The organism is Brevibacterium salitolerans, assembly GCF_039531405.1.
GTDB lineage: Bacteria > Actinomycetota > Actinomycetes > Actinomycetales > Brevibacteriaceae > Brevibacterium > Brevibacterium salitolerans.
The window spans coordinates 48,542-61,702 of record NZ_BAAAPZ010000007.1; the positions used below are offsets into that span (position 1 = coordinate 48,542).

General features: G+C 70.6%; 11 protein-coding genes and 1 pseudogene. 8 read left to right on the top strand and 4 right to left on the bottom strand.

Translation table 11 applies throughout. The annotated features are described in order from the left end of the window. Positions 1–11 precede the first annotated feature (11 nt). Positions 12–494 (bottom strand): Lrp/AsnC family transcriptional regulator, encoded by a 483-nt coding sequence (locus tag ABD240_RS09350; RefSeq protein WP_344336972.1) that lies wholly within the window; start codon positions 492–494, stop codon positions 12–14. A gap of 155 nt (positions 495–649) precedes the next feature. Here ABD240_RS09350 and ABD240_RS09355 point away from each other — a divergent pair, with 155 nt between their 5' ends. Both ABD240_RS09355 and kynU read left to right on the top strand, forming a co-directional pair. Continuing rightward, a complete protein-coding gene (locus ABD240_RS09355) occupies positions 650–2,083 on the top strand; it encodes an APC family permease (protein ID WP_344336973.1) in 1,434 nt (477 codons plus the stop codon). 45 nt (positions 2,084–2,128) lie between these two features. Next, the gene (kynU, locus tag ABD240_RS09360; protein WP_344336974.1) at positions 2,129–3,433 is read left to right on the top strand and encodes a kynureninase; all 1,305 of its coding nucleotides are present in this window, start codon (positions 2,129–2,131) and stop codon (positions 3,431–3,433) included. A gap of 103 nt (positions 3,434–3,536) precedes the next feature. On the opposite strand, the gene ABD240_RS09365 is transcribed toward kynU, so the two are convergent. Together ABD240_RS09365 and ABD240_RS09370 are read right to left on the bottom strand one after the other, a co-directional pair. Further along, positions 3,537–4,406, bottom strand: a complete 870-nt coding sequence (locus ABD240_RS09365; RefSeq protein ID WP_291795434.1) for an ABC transporter permease — start codon at positions 4,404–4,406, stop codon at positions 3,537–3,539. Continuing rightward, positions 4,403–5,482: an ATP-binding cassette domain-containing protein gene (locus ABD240_RS09370; RefSeq protein WP_291795436.1), complete on the bottom strand. Its 1,080-nt coding sequence runs from the start codon at positions 5,480–5,482 to the stop codon at positions 4,403–4,405. The genes ABD240_RS09365 and ABD240_RS09370 overlap by 4 nt, the downstream gene beginning before the upstream one ends. Positions 5,483–5,608: 126 nt before the next feature. Between ABD240_RS09370 and ABD240_RS09375 the strand changes: the two genes are divergently transcribed. The 5 genes and pseudogenes from ABD240_RS09375 (at position 5,609) to ABD240_RS09395 (ending at position 10,399) form a co-directional block, all read left to right on the top strand. Further along, positions 5,609–6,421, top strand: coding sequence for a TetR/AcrR family transcriptional regulator (locus ABD240_RS09375; protein ID WP_291795438.1), 813 nt, complete (start codon positions 5,609–5,611; stop codon positions 6,419–6,421). A 200-nt stretch (positions 6,422–6,621) separates the two neighbouring features. Then, positions 6,622–7,539 carry a CPBP family intramembrane glutamic endopeptidase gene (locus ABD240_RS09380; protein WP_291795439.1) on the top strand — a complete coding sequence of 306 codons (918 nt, stop codon included), beginning with the start codon at positions 6,622–6,624 and terminating at the stop codon, positions 7,537–7,539. Between the two features lie 74 nt (positions 7,540–7,613). Further along, positions 7,614–8,747: a Dyp-type peroxidase gene (locus ABD240_RS09385; protein ID WP_344336975.1), complete on the top strand. Its 1,134-nt coding sequence runs from the start codon at positions 7,614–7,616 to the stop codon at positions 8,745–8,747. Further along, positions 8,744–9,553 carry a family 1 encapsulin nanocompartment shell protein gene (locus ABD240_RS09390; RefSeq protein ID WP_344336976.1) on the top strand — a complete coding sequence of 270 codons (810 nt, stop codon included), beginning with the start codon at positions 8,744–8,746 and terminating at the stop codon, positions 9,551–9,553. The genes ABD240_RS09385 and ABD240_RS09390 overlap by 4 nt, the downstream gene beginning before the upstream one ends. Before the next feature lie 219 nt (positions 9,554–9,772). Continuing rightward, positions 9,773–10,399, top strand: a pseudogene (locus tag ABD240_RS09395) (DUF1345 domain-containing protein). Between the two features lie 111 nt (positions 10,400–10,510). Here ABD240_RS09395 and ABD240_RS09400 read toward each other — a convergent pair. Continuing rightward, positions 10,511–11,947, bottom strand: coding sequence for an MFS transporter (locus ABD240_RS09400; protein WP_425547007.1), 1,437 nt, complete (start codon positions 11,945–11,947; stop codon positions 10,511–10,513). A gap of 195 nt (positions 11,948–12,142) precedes the next feature. On the opposite strand from ABD240_RS09400, the gene ABD240_RS09405 reads away from it, so the two are divergent. Beyond that, positions 12,143–13,060 carry a helix-turn-helix domain-containing protein gene (locus ABD240_RS09405; protein WP_291796570.1) on the top strand — a complete coding sequence of 306 codons (918 nt, stop codon included), beginning with the start codon at positions 12,143–12,145 and terminating at the stop codon, positions 13,058–13,060. Positions 13,061–13,161 lie beyond the last annotated feature (101 nt).

Genomic DNA, 13,161 nt, shown 5'->3' on the forward strand with positions numbered 1-13,161 from the left:
GCGGCCGGAACTCAGCTGCGGTGATGGCCGAAGACGAGGCTCGTCTGCGTATGGGCGATCGTCGGATCGGACAGATGCCGTTCGATGAAGCGGTGCAGCCCCGTCGGATGGTCGGTGGCGACATGGACGAGCAGGTCGCGGTCCCCGGAGATCTGATAGACCTCGAGGGTCTCCGGGACGCCGAGCAGACGCTCGATGACGGCTGCCAGCTGCGAGCGGCCCACCGGCGTCATCCGCACGGAGATCATCCCGAAGACGTGGAGGCCGAGCATCTCGTAGTCGATCTCCGCGCGGAACCCCCGCAGCACGCCCCGCTTCCGCAGGGCGTGCACACGTCCGGAGCAGGTCGACGGCGCCAGTCCCACCCGCGAGGCGAGCTCCTTGTTCGAGATGCGTGCGTCCGCGCTGAGCTCCCGGAGGAGGGCGAGATCCACCTCGGCAAATCGGACATCCGCCGATTCGGGCCGGTGATTGTCGATCAAGCTCGAATTCATGACAGAGATTCCTCCCTGATTTCCCCACTTCTTCGGACCCAGCCCAACATATCCGAATCATCTGCCACGATGTGGCAGACCCGACCGTTCGCCGGACGCCTCAGGGAAGAGGCCTGCAGAACCGGCGACCGGGGACGACGACTCCGGAGGCCCCCGTGGCAGTCAGCCTCAACCAGGACCAGCTCAAACGCACGATCGGCCTGCCCGGCGCCCTGGGCGTGACGATCAACCAGGTGATCGGCGGCGGCATCGTCTCCCTCACCGGAGTGGCCATCGGCATCACCGGCGGAGGCACGCCGTGGGCCTACATCATCGCGGTGATCACGATCATCCTCGTCTCGATCCCCTACGCCTCGATGGCCTCGGCCCTGCCGACGGTGGGCGGGACCTACACCTGGCCCGCGCGGGTCGTCCACCCGCGCCTCGGCTTCCTCAACATGTGGCTGGCGCTCATGCAGCAGTGCGCGCTCAGCCTCTACGGGCTCTCCGCCGGGATCTATCTGAACTCCCTCGCGGACTTCTTCGACCCGGTCGTCGTCGCAGTGGTCATCGTCAGCGTCTTCTACGTCGCGAACCTCATGGGAGCGGCTTTCTCCTCACGCGTGGGCGTCTGGCTCATGGTCCTCATGCTGCTGGGCTTCTCCGTCTTCATCATCGCCGGATTCGGCCACATCGAGTGGAACGCCTACCCCGAGCCGCTCCCGCACGGCTTCACCCAGCTGCTGTCCGCGGCCGCACTGCTCACCTTCGCCACCATGGGCAGCTTCGGCGTCGCGGAGCTCGGCCGGGAGATGAAGAACCCCGCACGCGACATCCCGCTGGCCATGATCGGCGGCACCCTCATCGTGGGCCTCCTCTACGTCCTCATCTCCATTCCCGCCGTGGGTGTCCTGCCCATCGCCGAGGTCTCAGGACAGCCGCTGTCCGTCGTCGCCGCGGAGATCATGCCCCACGGCTGGTGGGTCTTCTTCATCCTCGGCGGGGCGATGGTCGCGATCGTCTCCACACTCAACGCCCAGCTCCTCTGGGGCTCCAAGGGCCTGGTCGCGGCCACGGACGACGGCTGGCTCCCTGCGGCGTTCGGGAGGGTCAACGCCCGCTTCGGCACGCCCCACTGGATCCTCACCGCGCTCTTCGTGCTCGGCATCGCACCCGCACTGGCGGGACTCGACATCTCCGTCATCGGCACCGCCGCCTCGGCACTGGTGCAGGTCATGCTCATCGCCATCCTCCTGGTGTCGCTGCGCATGCGCTACGTCATGCCCGAGGTGCAGGCCCGCGCGCCGTTCACGATCCCGGCATGGCTGCACTGGACGCTGGCGGTGATCGGCACCGCCGTCAACCTCTACCAGATCGCCCTGCTCACGGCCGACTTCACTCCCGTGGTGTGGATCGCCCTCGCCGTCTGGCTGGCCGTCGGCGTCCTCATCACGGTGCTGCGCTACCCCGCCGTGGCCCGCATCCTCGCCGCCCGCGCGGCCGCAGCAGGGGCGGAGTCTGCCGGCAGGACGGCAGACCAGACCGCCGAGGCCGGTGCGGCACCGCCCTCACCTCGGCACACGTCCCCGCACCAGGCCCCGCCCCGGTGACAGCACCACAGACAGACTCACCCACCTCACCGAAAGGACTCATCCATGACGACCCCCAGCGACGGCCTCGGCGCCGGATCCCCCGCCCCGGTCCTCGACCGCGCGGCCTGTGTGCGGCTCGATGACGCAGACCCCCTCCGCAGCCTCCGCGACGAGTTCCTCCTGCCTCCGGGGACGATCTACCTCGACGGGAACTCGCTGGGCGCACGACCCACGGGTGCGGCCGAACGCGCGCAGGAGGTCATCGCGGAGGAATGGGGCACCGGCCTCATCCGCTCGTGGAACGACGCCGGCTGGTTCGACCTGCCCGCGAAGCTCGGCGAGAAGGTCGCAGGGATCGTGGGCGGAGGCGCCGGCACCACGGTCGTCACCGACACGACCTCGATCAACCTCTTCAAGGTCGCGTCCGCTGCCTGCCGGATCCAGGCCGCGGACGCCCCGGAGCGCAGCGTCATCCTCACCCAGCGGGAGAACTTCCCCTCCGACATCTACATGCTCGAGGGGCTGGTGGAGCAGCTGGGCGACGGCTACGAGGTCCGTCTCGTCGACGACGCCGAGGTGGCCGCCGGATTCCCGAACGCGCTCACCGACGAGGTCGCGGTCGTCGTGCTCACCCACGTCAACTACCGCACGGGACGGCTCTTCGACATGGCGGAGACGACGGCGGCGATCCATGCCGGAGGAGCCCTGGCGATCTGGGACCTCTGCCATTCCGCCGGAGCCCTCGAGGTCGACCTCGCCGGGGCGGGCGCGGACATGGCGGTCGGCTGCACGTACAAGTTCCTCAACGGCGGCCCCGGCTCCCCCGCGTTCGTGTGGGTCTCCGAGGCGCTGCAGACACGGTTCTCCCAGCCGCTGTCCGGCTGGTGGGGCCACCGGCAGCCCTTCGAGATGGAGCCCAGCTACACCCCGGCGGACGGGATCCGCCGCTACCTCACCGGCACCCAGGGCATCCTCTCGATGTCCGTGGCGGAGGTGGGACTCGACGTCTTCGGCCGCGTCGACATGGCAGACGTGCGGGCGAAGTCCCTCGCGCTCTCCGATCTCTTCATCGAGCTCGTCGACGCGCGCCTGTCGCACCACCCCGTCGAGGTCGTCACTCCGCGGGAGCACGCCGCACGCGGTTCGCAGGTCTCGATCACCCACCCGGAGGGCTTCGCCGTGATGAGCGCACTCATCACACGCGGCATCATCGGCGACTACCGCGAACCCGAGGTGCTGCGCTTCGGCCTCACACCGCTCTACGTCGGCTACGCCGACGTCTGGGACACGGTCGAGGCCCTGCGCGAGATCCTCGACGACCGGCTCTGGGACGTCCCGCAGCACAAGGTCCGCGGGGCCGTCACCTGAGCCGGCGCGAGCCGGTCCGCGGCCGCTGAGGCCTGCCGCCGGACGCCGGGCCCTCCCGCGCGGGAGGGCCCGGCCTCAGCTCTCAGCTCTCAGCTCTCAGCTCTCAGCTCTTGCGGTTGTAGATCACCATCGAGATCGGCCCGAAGACCACGACGAGCACCGCGCAGTACACGAGGACCATCGTGATCGAGCCCAGGTCGAACGTGCCGGCCATGAGCTCGCGGATGCAGCCCACCACCGTGGAGACCGGGTTGAACTCCGCGAACGCGCGGATGGGACCGGGCATCGTCTCCGTGGGCGCGAAGATGTTCGAGACGAACGTGAGCGGCATGAGGATGAACATCGACACGCCCATCGCCGCCTGCTCGGTGCGCATGAGCAGCGCCACCGCGGTCCACACCCAGGACAGGCAGAAGCTGAACACAAGCAGCAGGACGAACGCCGCCAGCACACCGGTGAGACCGCCCTCCGGCCGGAAACCCATGATGAACCCGACCACGAGGATGATCACGCCGGCGAGGGTGAACCGCACCTGATCCCCCAGCAGTGCGCCCACCAGCTGTGCGGGCCGCCACACCGGCAGCGAGCGGAAGCGGTCGAAGATGCCCTTGGAGATGTCGCGGTTGAGCGTGAGCCCGGTGTACATCGTGATCATCACGAGGGTCTGCGCGAAGACCCCGGGGATCAGCCACTGCACGTAGGCGCCCACGGCGTCGCCGCCCGCCTGCGCACCGGACACAGCCGAGCCGATGGAGCCGCCGAAGACGTAGGTCATCATCACCGTCATCATGATCGGGAAGACGGTGACGTCGAAGAGCTGCTCCGGGATGTGCTTGATCTTGAGCAACGCCCTCCACCCGTAGGTCAGCGAGGCGCTGAGGGGATTCGAGGGGCTCGGCCGGTCCTCGGGCCGCAGCAGCACTCCGCGGATCTCGGCGGGCGCTGCGGTCTCCCGGCTGGTCTGTGCGGTCATCGTCCCTCTCCTCCGTTCTCGTGTGCGGCCGCAGGGGAGGCCGCGCCCGAGGCGGTGGCCTCCTCGGCGTGTGCCGCAGGCTCCGTGCGCGCCCCGGGTTCCTCGCTCTCCTCCGGCTCAACGGGCCGCCCAGTGAGGGCGAGGAAGACCTCGTCGAGACTGGGCTGACCCAGTGCGAAGGTCTCGACCCCGATCCCCGCGTCCTCCAGCGCGCTCAGCACCGGCCCGGCGGTCTGCCCCTCGGCCAGGCGCGCCGTCAGCGCGGCCTCGTCGGCCTCGCGCACCGGTTCCGCGCCCAGGGCGGAGCCCATGATCGCCGCGGCCCGCTCACGGTCCGCGGGTTCCACGACGCGCACCTTGAGCGCCCCGGATCCCACCTGCGCCTTGAGCCTGCCGGGGGTGCCCTCCGCGATCACCCGCCCGTGGTCGATCACGGCGAGGCGATCGGCGAGCTGATCGGCCTCCTCCAGGTACTGGGTGGTGAGCAGCACCGTGGTGCCGCCGTCCACCAGCGTCCGGATGATGTCCCACACCTGGTTCCGGCTGCGGGGGTCGACACCGGTCGTCGGCTCGTCGAGGAAGATCAGCTCCGGGGTGACGAGCAGCGAGCCCGCGATGTCCAGCCGCCGCCGCATGCCGCCCGAATACTTCTTCACCTGCCTGCCCGCCGCGTCGCCGAGGTCGAACGCCTCCAGCAGGTCCGCCCCGCGCCGCCGTGCAGCGGCCGCGGAGAATCCCAGCAGCCGGCCGAGCAGCACGAGGTTCTCGATCCCGGTGAGGTCCTCGTCCAGTGAGGCGAACTGGCCGGTCAGCGCTATCCGCTCACGGATCGCGGCGGGTTGCGCGAACACGTCGCGTCCCAGCACCCGCGCCTCGCCCCCGTCCGGGCGGAGCAGCGTGGCGAGCATGCGTATCACCGTGGTCTTGCCGGCCCCGTTGGGCCCCAGGACGCCGTAGATGCCGCCGCGGGGGATCGCGAGGTCCACCCCGTCCACGGCGATGTTCTCCTTGAATCGTTTGACCAGTCCGTGCGTCTCCACGGCCAGTTCCGTGCCGGAGGCGCTGCGCGCGCTCATGAGGTGCCCTCTCGTTCTGTGTGCGGTCCCGTGCGGCGCACCCGTCCACCTTCTTGGTACACCGCACGCAGTAAAGGTAGCGTACGGTGTCCGCAGTAGGCAAGCACTTCTCCCACAGGAGCGGACGTGAACGAGGAGAACCCCCTGGCCCCCAGCCTGCGGCTGCTGTGGCACGGCCTGCCGGCGCCGGAGAAGGGCCCCCGCCCCCGGCTCTCCCTGCCGCAGATCGTGGACGCCGCCGTGGCACTCGCGGACGAGGGCGGGCTCGACGGGCTCTCCATGCGCACACTGGCCCGGGAGCTCGGGGTCGGCACGATGTCCCTGTACCGCTACGTGCCCTCCAAGACCGAGCTGCTCAACCTCATGCTGGACTCCGTCAGCGCCCCTGCGGCGGAGGACTCCGAGGCCGTCCACCGCGGCTGGCGCAGCGCCCTCGAGGCCGCGGCCCGCAGCACCCGCCGCATGTTCCTCCGCCACCCCTGGGTGCTCCAGGCCAGCTGGACGCGCCCCGTCATGGGCCCCAACAGCATGGCCGCCATGGACCTCCGCCTCTCCGGCCTGCACGGGCTGCCGCTCAGCGACCGGGAGAAGATGGGGGTCCTCTCCGCAGTGGACGCCTACGTCATGGGCCTCGTGCGGCAGGAGGTCCTGTGGCAGGGTGCCGCGGAGGAGAGCGGGATGACGGATGAGGAGTTCTGGCAGCACCAGGTCCCGTTCTTCACCGCCGCGATGGCCTCGGGCAGGTTCCCCGCCCTGACCCAGCTGGCGGACGACACGTTCGATGCCGGCTGGGAGGAGGACTTCGCCTTCGGACTCACGATGTTCCTGGACGGCGTCGAGCAGACGATAGTGCGGCGCCGAGGCGGGGGTGACCAGGAGCAGCGGGCCTGCATGAGCGGCCCGGACGAACCCATGGGCCGGCCGGGACGCATAGGGTGAGGAGCATGAGCACTCTGCCACCGGACCCACCCCCGGCTCCTCCTCCGCACAGTCCTCACCCGCCGCACGGCTCGGCTGCGCAGCCGAGCCCACCCGGACCGTTCGCAGCCCGCCCGCCGGCGGACCGCCTCACGCCTCCCCCCGGACTGCCCTGGTCCTCGAGCTATCGCACTCCGCACGCGCGCTGGTGGAAGGGCCTCGTGAGCATCGTGCTCGTCGTCGTGGCGGTGCTCGTGCTCTCCACCGTGTTCTCCCTCGTCGCCGTGCTCATCGACATGTTCGCGGCGACCGCACGCACGGGCACGGCGCCCGCCGCCCCGGGCGCCGTCGCCATGACCCCGCTCATGCTCCTGGCGACCAACCTCTCGCTCACTGCCGCGGCCGGGGTGGCGCTGCTGGCCCACCGCTTCATCTGCGGTCTGCGCGTGCCCTGGCTCCATTCCCTGCGTCCGGGGTTCCGGTTCCGCTGGTTCTGGATCGCCGCGGCCCTCGCCGGGCCCGTCTACCTCCTCTTCGCGGCCTCGAGCCTGCTCGACCCGGCCTACCAGGATCTGAGCCTCACGGGGAAGGCGCTGGCCTACCTCGTGATCATCGTCCTCACCACGCCCCTGCAGGCGGCCGCGGAGGAGTACATGTTCCGCGGCGTCGTCCAGCGCGCCGCGGGCGCCTGGGCACCCGGCCGCACCGCCGCACTCGCCGTCGGGACCCTGGTGAGCGCGGCACTCTTCTCCGCCGCCCACTTCGCGGCGGATCCCTGGCTCATCGCCTACTACTTCGCCTTCGGCGTGGGCCTCTCGCTCCTCGCCCACCTCACCGGCGGCGTGGAGGCCGGGATCGCGGTGCACACCGCCAACAACCTCTTCCTCCTCGTGCTCGCAGCAGCGGCCGGGGAGATGGACGCGGGCTTCGACCGGTCGGCGGGAACGGGCGGCCCCTTCATGCTCGTGCCGATCGTGCTGCTCGCACTCGTGATCGCCGCGCTCACCTGGCTGGGCCGGCGGCGCCGGCTGCAGACCCTCACTCCCGGCGGGCAGTGCGAGGACGCGAACCTGCCGGCGGGCACGCGAGGGGAGCAGCACGAGGGCCCGCCCGAGGCTCACCAAGGCTATCCACACTGAGAGCCGCCTGCCCTCCCTGGCGCAGCCCCGGACCACTGCCTAGACTGGAATCACTCAAAAGAAGGAGGACCCAGGTGGCAACCCAGAAGATCGTGACACCCCCGCCTCCTGCCTCGCTGTTCCTCGTCCTCACCCTCGCCCCCGGCGGCGAGGAGCGGGTGCGCGAGGTGCTCACGGGAGTCCCCGGCCTCACCCGCAGCGTGGGCTTCCGCTCGCCGGAGTCACAGCTCATCACCGTCGTCGGGATCGGGGCCGAGGCCTGGGGCCGACTCACCTCCGCACCCAGACCCGCCGGCCTCCACCCGTTCCCTGAGGTCAGGGGTGCCGTGCACACCGCACCCTCCACTCCCGGCGATCTGCTCCTGCACCTGCGGGCAGATCGGATGGACCTCTGCTTCGAGTTCGCCAGGCTCGCCCTGGACGCACTGGGCGACGCCGTCCGGGTCGAGGACGAGGTGCACGGCTTCCGGTACTTCGACCTCCGCGACCTGCTGGGCTTCGTGGACGGCACGGAGAATCCCGAGGACGAGGATGCGGAGACCGCGGTGCGGATCCCGGAGTCACCGGATCCCGCGCAGGCGCCCTACGCCGGCGGCAGCCACGTCCACGTGCAGAAGTACACGCACGACATGGAGGCGTGGAACGCGCTGCCCACCGAGGAGCAGGAACGGGCGATGGGCCGCACCAAGGCCGACGACGTGGAGCTCGACGACGCCGTGAAGCCGACGAACTCCCACGTGGCCCTCAACGACCTCGACGACCGTCCGGACGGCACTCCGCGTGAGATCTTCCGGCTGAACATGCCCTTCGGCTCGCTCGGCTCGCAGGAGTTCGGCACCTACTTCATCGGCTACTCCGGCGATCCGGCGGACACCGAGGAGATGCTGGAGAACATGTTCGTCGGGAAGCCGCCGGGCAACCACGACCGGATCCTCGACTTCTCCACCGCCGTCACCGGCTCGCAGTTCTTCGTCCCGCCGGTGGCGCTGCTGGAGGGGTTCACGGACCTGCCGCCGGCGGAGCGACCGCAGGGTGCGCCGGAGCAGACCGGTCCGCCGCAGGACGCACCGGCGATGCGGCCCCGCGGGCGGTCCCCGGAAGAGGACCCGGCACCGGACTCCCCTCCCACCACCCTCCCCCGAGCCGCCCGCAGCGGCAGCCTCGGCATCGGAAGCCTCAAGAACACACCTAAGGAGCATGCACTGTGACTGCCAACAACCTGCACCGCGAACTCGCCCCCCTCTCCGACGCCGCCTGGTCAGATCTCGAAGGCGAGGTCGCGGAGACCTTCAAGAAGCACATCGCCGGACGCCGGATCTTCGACATGCCGGAGCCCCGCGGCTACGACTTCTCCGCACTCACGACCGGCAGGAGCCGTCCGGCGCAGACCGGTGTGGCCGAGGTCCGCGGCCTCGCCCGCACCTCGCTGCCCGTCGTGGAGCTGCGCGTGCCCTTCACCGTCAGCCGCGACGAGGCCGACTCCGTGACCCGCGGCAACCCCAACCCGGACTGGGACGCCGCCAAGGACGCCGCCAAGCTCATGGCCAAGGCCGAGGACGGCGCCGCCTTCTCCGGCACCCGCGACGGGATCGGGTTCCAGGGGGTCATCGCGGACAGCCCGCACAAGCCCATCCAGCTGCCCGGCGCCATCACGGACCTCCCCTCCGCCGTCGCAGAGGCCATCACCACCCTGCGCCTCGACGGCATCGGCGGCCCGTACCATCTGGTGCTCTCCGCCGAGCTCTACACGCAGCTCGCGGAGGCGGCGGACGAGGGCAATCCGGTCTCCGCCCACATCCAGCGGATCCTCCAGGACGGCGAGGTCGTCTTCGCACCGGCGATCGACGGCGCCGTGGTCATCTCCGCGCGCGGCGGCGACTACGAGCTGCACCTGGGCCAGGACCTCTCGATCGGCTACGACTCGCACGACGCGAACTCCGTGAACCTGTACCTGCAGGAGACCTTCACCTTCCGCGTCGCCGAGGACAGCGCCGCGGTGTGCCTCCTGCCCTGAGAGGGGTCTGAGGCGCCGGCCCCTGCTGCGACCGGCAGAGGCAGTCGCCTGCCGGGCTGCCTTCGCCCGAGGCCCCCTCCGCCGCGAGCGGAGGGGGCCTCGTTCTGCGAAGATCTGTGCATGACCCATCAGCCCCGCCTCTTCTGGCTCCGGGATCGGAACCGGTTCGCCGGTGCCTGTGCCTGCGGACTGGCCGCAGCACTGGTGAGCGTGCTGTGCATGGCCGCCGCCGAGGCCGAGCTCGCCCTCCCGTCGCTGCTCACGAGTGCGCTCATCGGCTGGGTGGTGTTCGTCGGCGTCCACACGGTCTGGGTCTGGTTCTCCGTGCGCGGGCTGTCCCCGGAGCAGACCCGGCGCCACGCGCAGCGGGAGGACCCTCGCCGCTCCGTCCGGGAGGCGCTCCACGTGGGAGCCGCGGTGGCCTCGGTCGCGGGCATGGGCGTCATGCTGCTCGCCGCGGACTCCGATCCCGTGGGGCGGGTGCTGGGCGCCGGCCTGGGCCTCGCCTCCGTCCTGGGGGCGTAGGTCCTCATCCAGCTGATGTACATGCTCCGGTACGCCGCGCTCTACTTCGAGGACGACGCAGGCGGCGGAGGCGGTAGAGACGCTGCGGGCGGCGGGGCCCCGCCGCCCATCGACTTCCACACGGACGAGTCCCCCACCTATGTGGGCTTCGCCTACTTCGCGTTCACGGTGGGGGTCTCATTCGCCACCTCCGATTCGGATGTGCGGACCCGGAGGATGCGCGGAGCGGTGCTGGGGCAGAGCCTGCTCAGCTTCTTCTTCGGCAGCATCGTCATCGCCACGGCGACGAGCCTCATGCTGCAGCTGGTGGGAACGGGCTGAGCGTCCCGGCCCATCGGAGCGCGGCGGCCTCACCGAGGGCGGAACCCACACCGGAGGCGAGGCCCACACCGGAGGCGGGACCCACACAGCCGTGCGGCAGGCGGCCGGGTCTCACCGGACCGCGGAGCGCTCCTCCGGCGAGGGCCCGCGGGGGATCGCGATCGACAGGACCGTCGCGGCCACGGCGGCGGAGATGGCGATCCAGAAGCACACCGTGAACGCCTCCGCGGTGGGGTGCGGGACGCCGTCGACCGTACGGCTCATCGCCGCCAGCACCCCGCCCATCACGGCGGACGCGCTGGAGGAACCGATCGAGCGGAAGAGCGCGTTGAGGCCGTTGGAGACGCCCGTGCGGTTGGCGGGGACCGCGCGCATGATGATCATCGGCATGGCGGCGAAGGAGAAGGCGATGCCCACGCCGATCGTCGCGTTGGCCGCCACGATGTGCCACACCTCGCTGGACCAGAGCAGCACGAAGACGTAGGCGACGACCACGGAGACCGTGCCCACCGTGAACAGCAGCCGCGGGCCGAAGACCCGTTCGAGCCAGCCGGACAGCGGAGCCAGCAGCATCATGATGAGACCGGCGGGCATGATGCAGAGGGCGGCCTGGATCATCGTGAGGCCGAACCCCACGCCGGTCCCCTCCGGCAGCTCGAGCAGCTGCGGGAAGGTCACGTTGGAGGCGAACATGGCGAAGCCCATGCCGATCGCCGCGAGGTTGGTGAACAGGACCGCCGGCCGTGCGGCGATCCGCAGATCGACCAGGGGGTCCGTGACACGCAGCTGGTAGAAGGACCAGAGCAGGAGGATGAGCACGCCGCCTGCGACCGAGGCGAGCGCGGCGGGTGAGGACCAGCCCCAGTCCGCGCCGCGCGAGATGAAGAGCATGATGCCGGTGAGGCCCGCCGCAAGCCCGAACGCACCCAGCACGTCGAGCCTTCCTGGGGTGCGGAGCGTGTCGCTGGGAACGATGAGGCCCACCGCGGCGATGCCGAGGACGCCCAGGCCGGCCGACATCCAGAAGAGGGCGTGCCAGTCCGCGTTCTGTGCGACGAAGGCTGCGAGCGGCATCCCGGCGGCGCCGCCCACGCCCATCGTGGCGCTCATGAGCGCCACGGCGGAGCCCAGTCTTTCCGGACGCAGCACATCGCGCATGATGGCGATGCCCAGCGGGATCACACCCATCGCCGCTCCCTGGAGCGCACGCCCTGTGACCACCCCGAGGAGGCCGGAGGACAGGGCCGCCACCACGGAGCCGACGACGAGGGCGGCGATGAGCGCGAGGACCACGCGCTTCTTCCCGTACATGTCGCCGAGCCTGCCGGAGATGGGCGTGGCCACCGCGGAGACGAGGAGAGTGCTGGTCACGACCCACGCAGTGTCCTCACGCGGCGCGTCGAGCAGCAGCGGCAGATTGGCCTGCAGCGGCACGACGAGCGTGAACATGAAGGCCGAGCAGAGACCGGTGTAGGCGAGTGCCGCGACGACCGCACCGTCCGGGGCTCGCCGGGAGAGACGCCGTCGCCTCCGCTGTTCATCGCTCACGGTCATGAGGGTATACGAAGGCGCGGACACGCCTTCCGGCGACCCCTCGTACGCACCTCCGGCGGCCCTCTCGCACTGCCTGCGGACGCGCGACCTGAGGCTCCGGAAACCTCATCTGCTCCGTTTGCCGCACAATCGCCGTCTCCCTAGGTTCCGAGCTGATCGCAGTCAGGAGTCTGCCCAAGGAGAGAACCCATGCAACCGCATTCGCGGGCCGGCGGCGTGAGCCGTCACTTCCACTCACCCGGACGGCTGTTCCCGGTGCAGCGGATCCAGACCTTCAGACAGGTCACGCTGAGCATGCACCGGCTGGACCGGGGGACGTGGAGCTGGAGGGCGCCCGAGGGCGCAGAACAGGCTCTCACGGTCCTCCTCCTCCCGCTGCGGGGGACGATCTCGGTGACCTCGCGGCTCCCCGTCGCGGACCCGATGGGGTCGGACTCCCGCAGCGCCGCGGTCCTCACCACCGAGCACACGGCGACCCTCTGGGTGGGCGGCGGGGACTCCCTCTGGGCGGCGATCTGGGTCCCCACGGACGTGCTCAGCGGACTGGGGCTCAGCGTCGAATCCCCGCTGACACCGGGTGACACGCGGCTGCTCGCCGCGACGAAGGCGTTCGTCTCCGCCACCGTCCGCGCCTCCGGCGACGCGCGCACGCGGCGTTCGGACCCGCACACGATGGAGCGCGTGCTGCTGGGGCTCGTCGTGACGGTGCTCCTCGAGAACACGACGACGGTGCCGGGCGGCACCTCCCAGATCGACCAGATGGAAAGGGCGCACGCGCTCATCCTCGCGCACCTCCGGGACCCTTCCTTCACGAGCGAGAAGCTGGCCTCCGCCCTGAGCATGAGCGAGCGCTCGGTCCAGCGGCTCTTCGCCCGCTACGGCACGACTCCCAGCCAGGTGCTGCGGCAGTTCCGGGCGGAGATCGCCGCCTCGCTCATGCACAACCGGCAGCAGAGCGGGATGTCAGCGGCACAGGTCGCCCGGCGAGCGGGGTTCCGGTCCGTCTCGGCGATGCGGAGGGCCCTGCGAGCGACCGCTTCCGCACCCCCTTCCCCCGCCGAGGCCGAGGCGCCCGAGCAGTGCTGCTCGGCCGGTCTGCCACTCTGAGGGACGGCTCCGGAGCGGAGGGCGCCCACGCCGTCCGACGTCCGATATCCGACAGATCCGCACCATCCGGCGACAGCTCCGCCCGCTGGCTCCCGCACCGT

What these genes read in the sequence shown, in the direction of transcription:
- ABD240_RS09350 (WP_344336972.1), bottom strand. Translation starts at nt 494, where the DNA reads ATGAATTCGAGCTTGATCGACAATCACCGGCCCGAATCGGCGGATGTC.
- kynU (WP_344336974.1), top strand. Translation starts at nt 2,129, where the DNA reads ATGACGACCCCCAGCGACGGCCTCGGCGCCGGATCCCCCGCCCCGGTC.
- ABD240_RS09365 (WP_291795434.1), bottom strand. Translation starts at nt 4,406, where the DNA reads ATGACCGCACAGACCAGCCGGGAGACCGCAGCGCCCGCCGAGATCCGC.
- ABD240_RS09370 (WP_291795436.1), bottom strand. Translation starts at nt 5,482, where the DNA reads ATGAGCGCGCGCAGCGCCTCCGGCACGGAACTGGCCGTGGAGACGCAC.
- ABD240_RS09405 (WP_291796570.1), top strand. Translation starts at nt 12,143, where the DNA reads ATGCAACCGCATTCGCGGGCCGGCGGCGTGAGCCGTCACTTCCACTCA.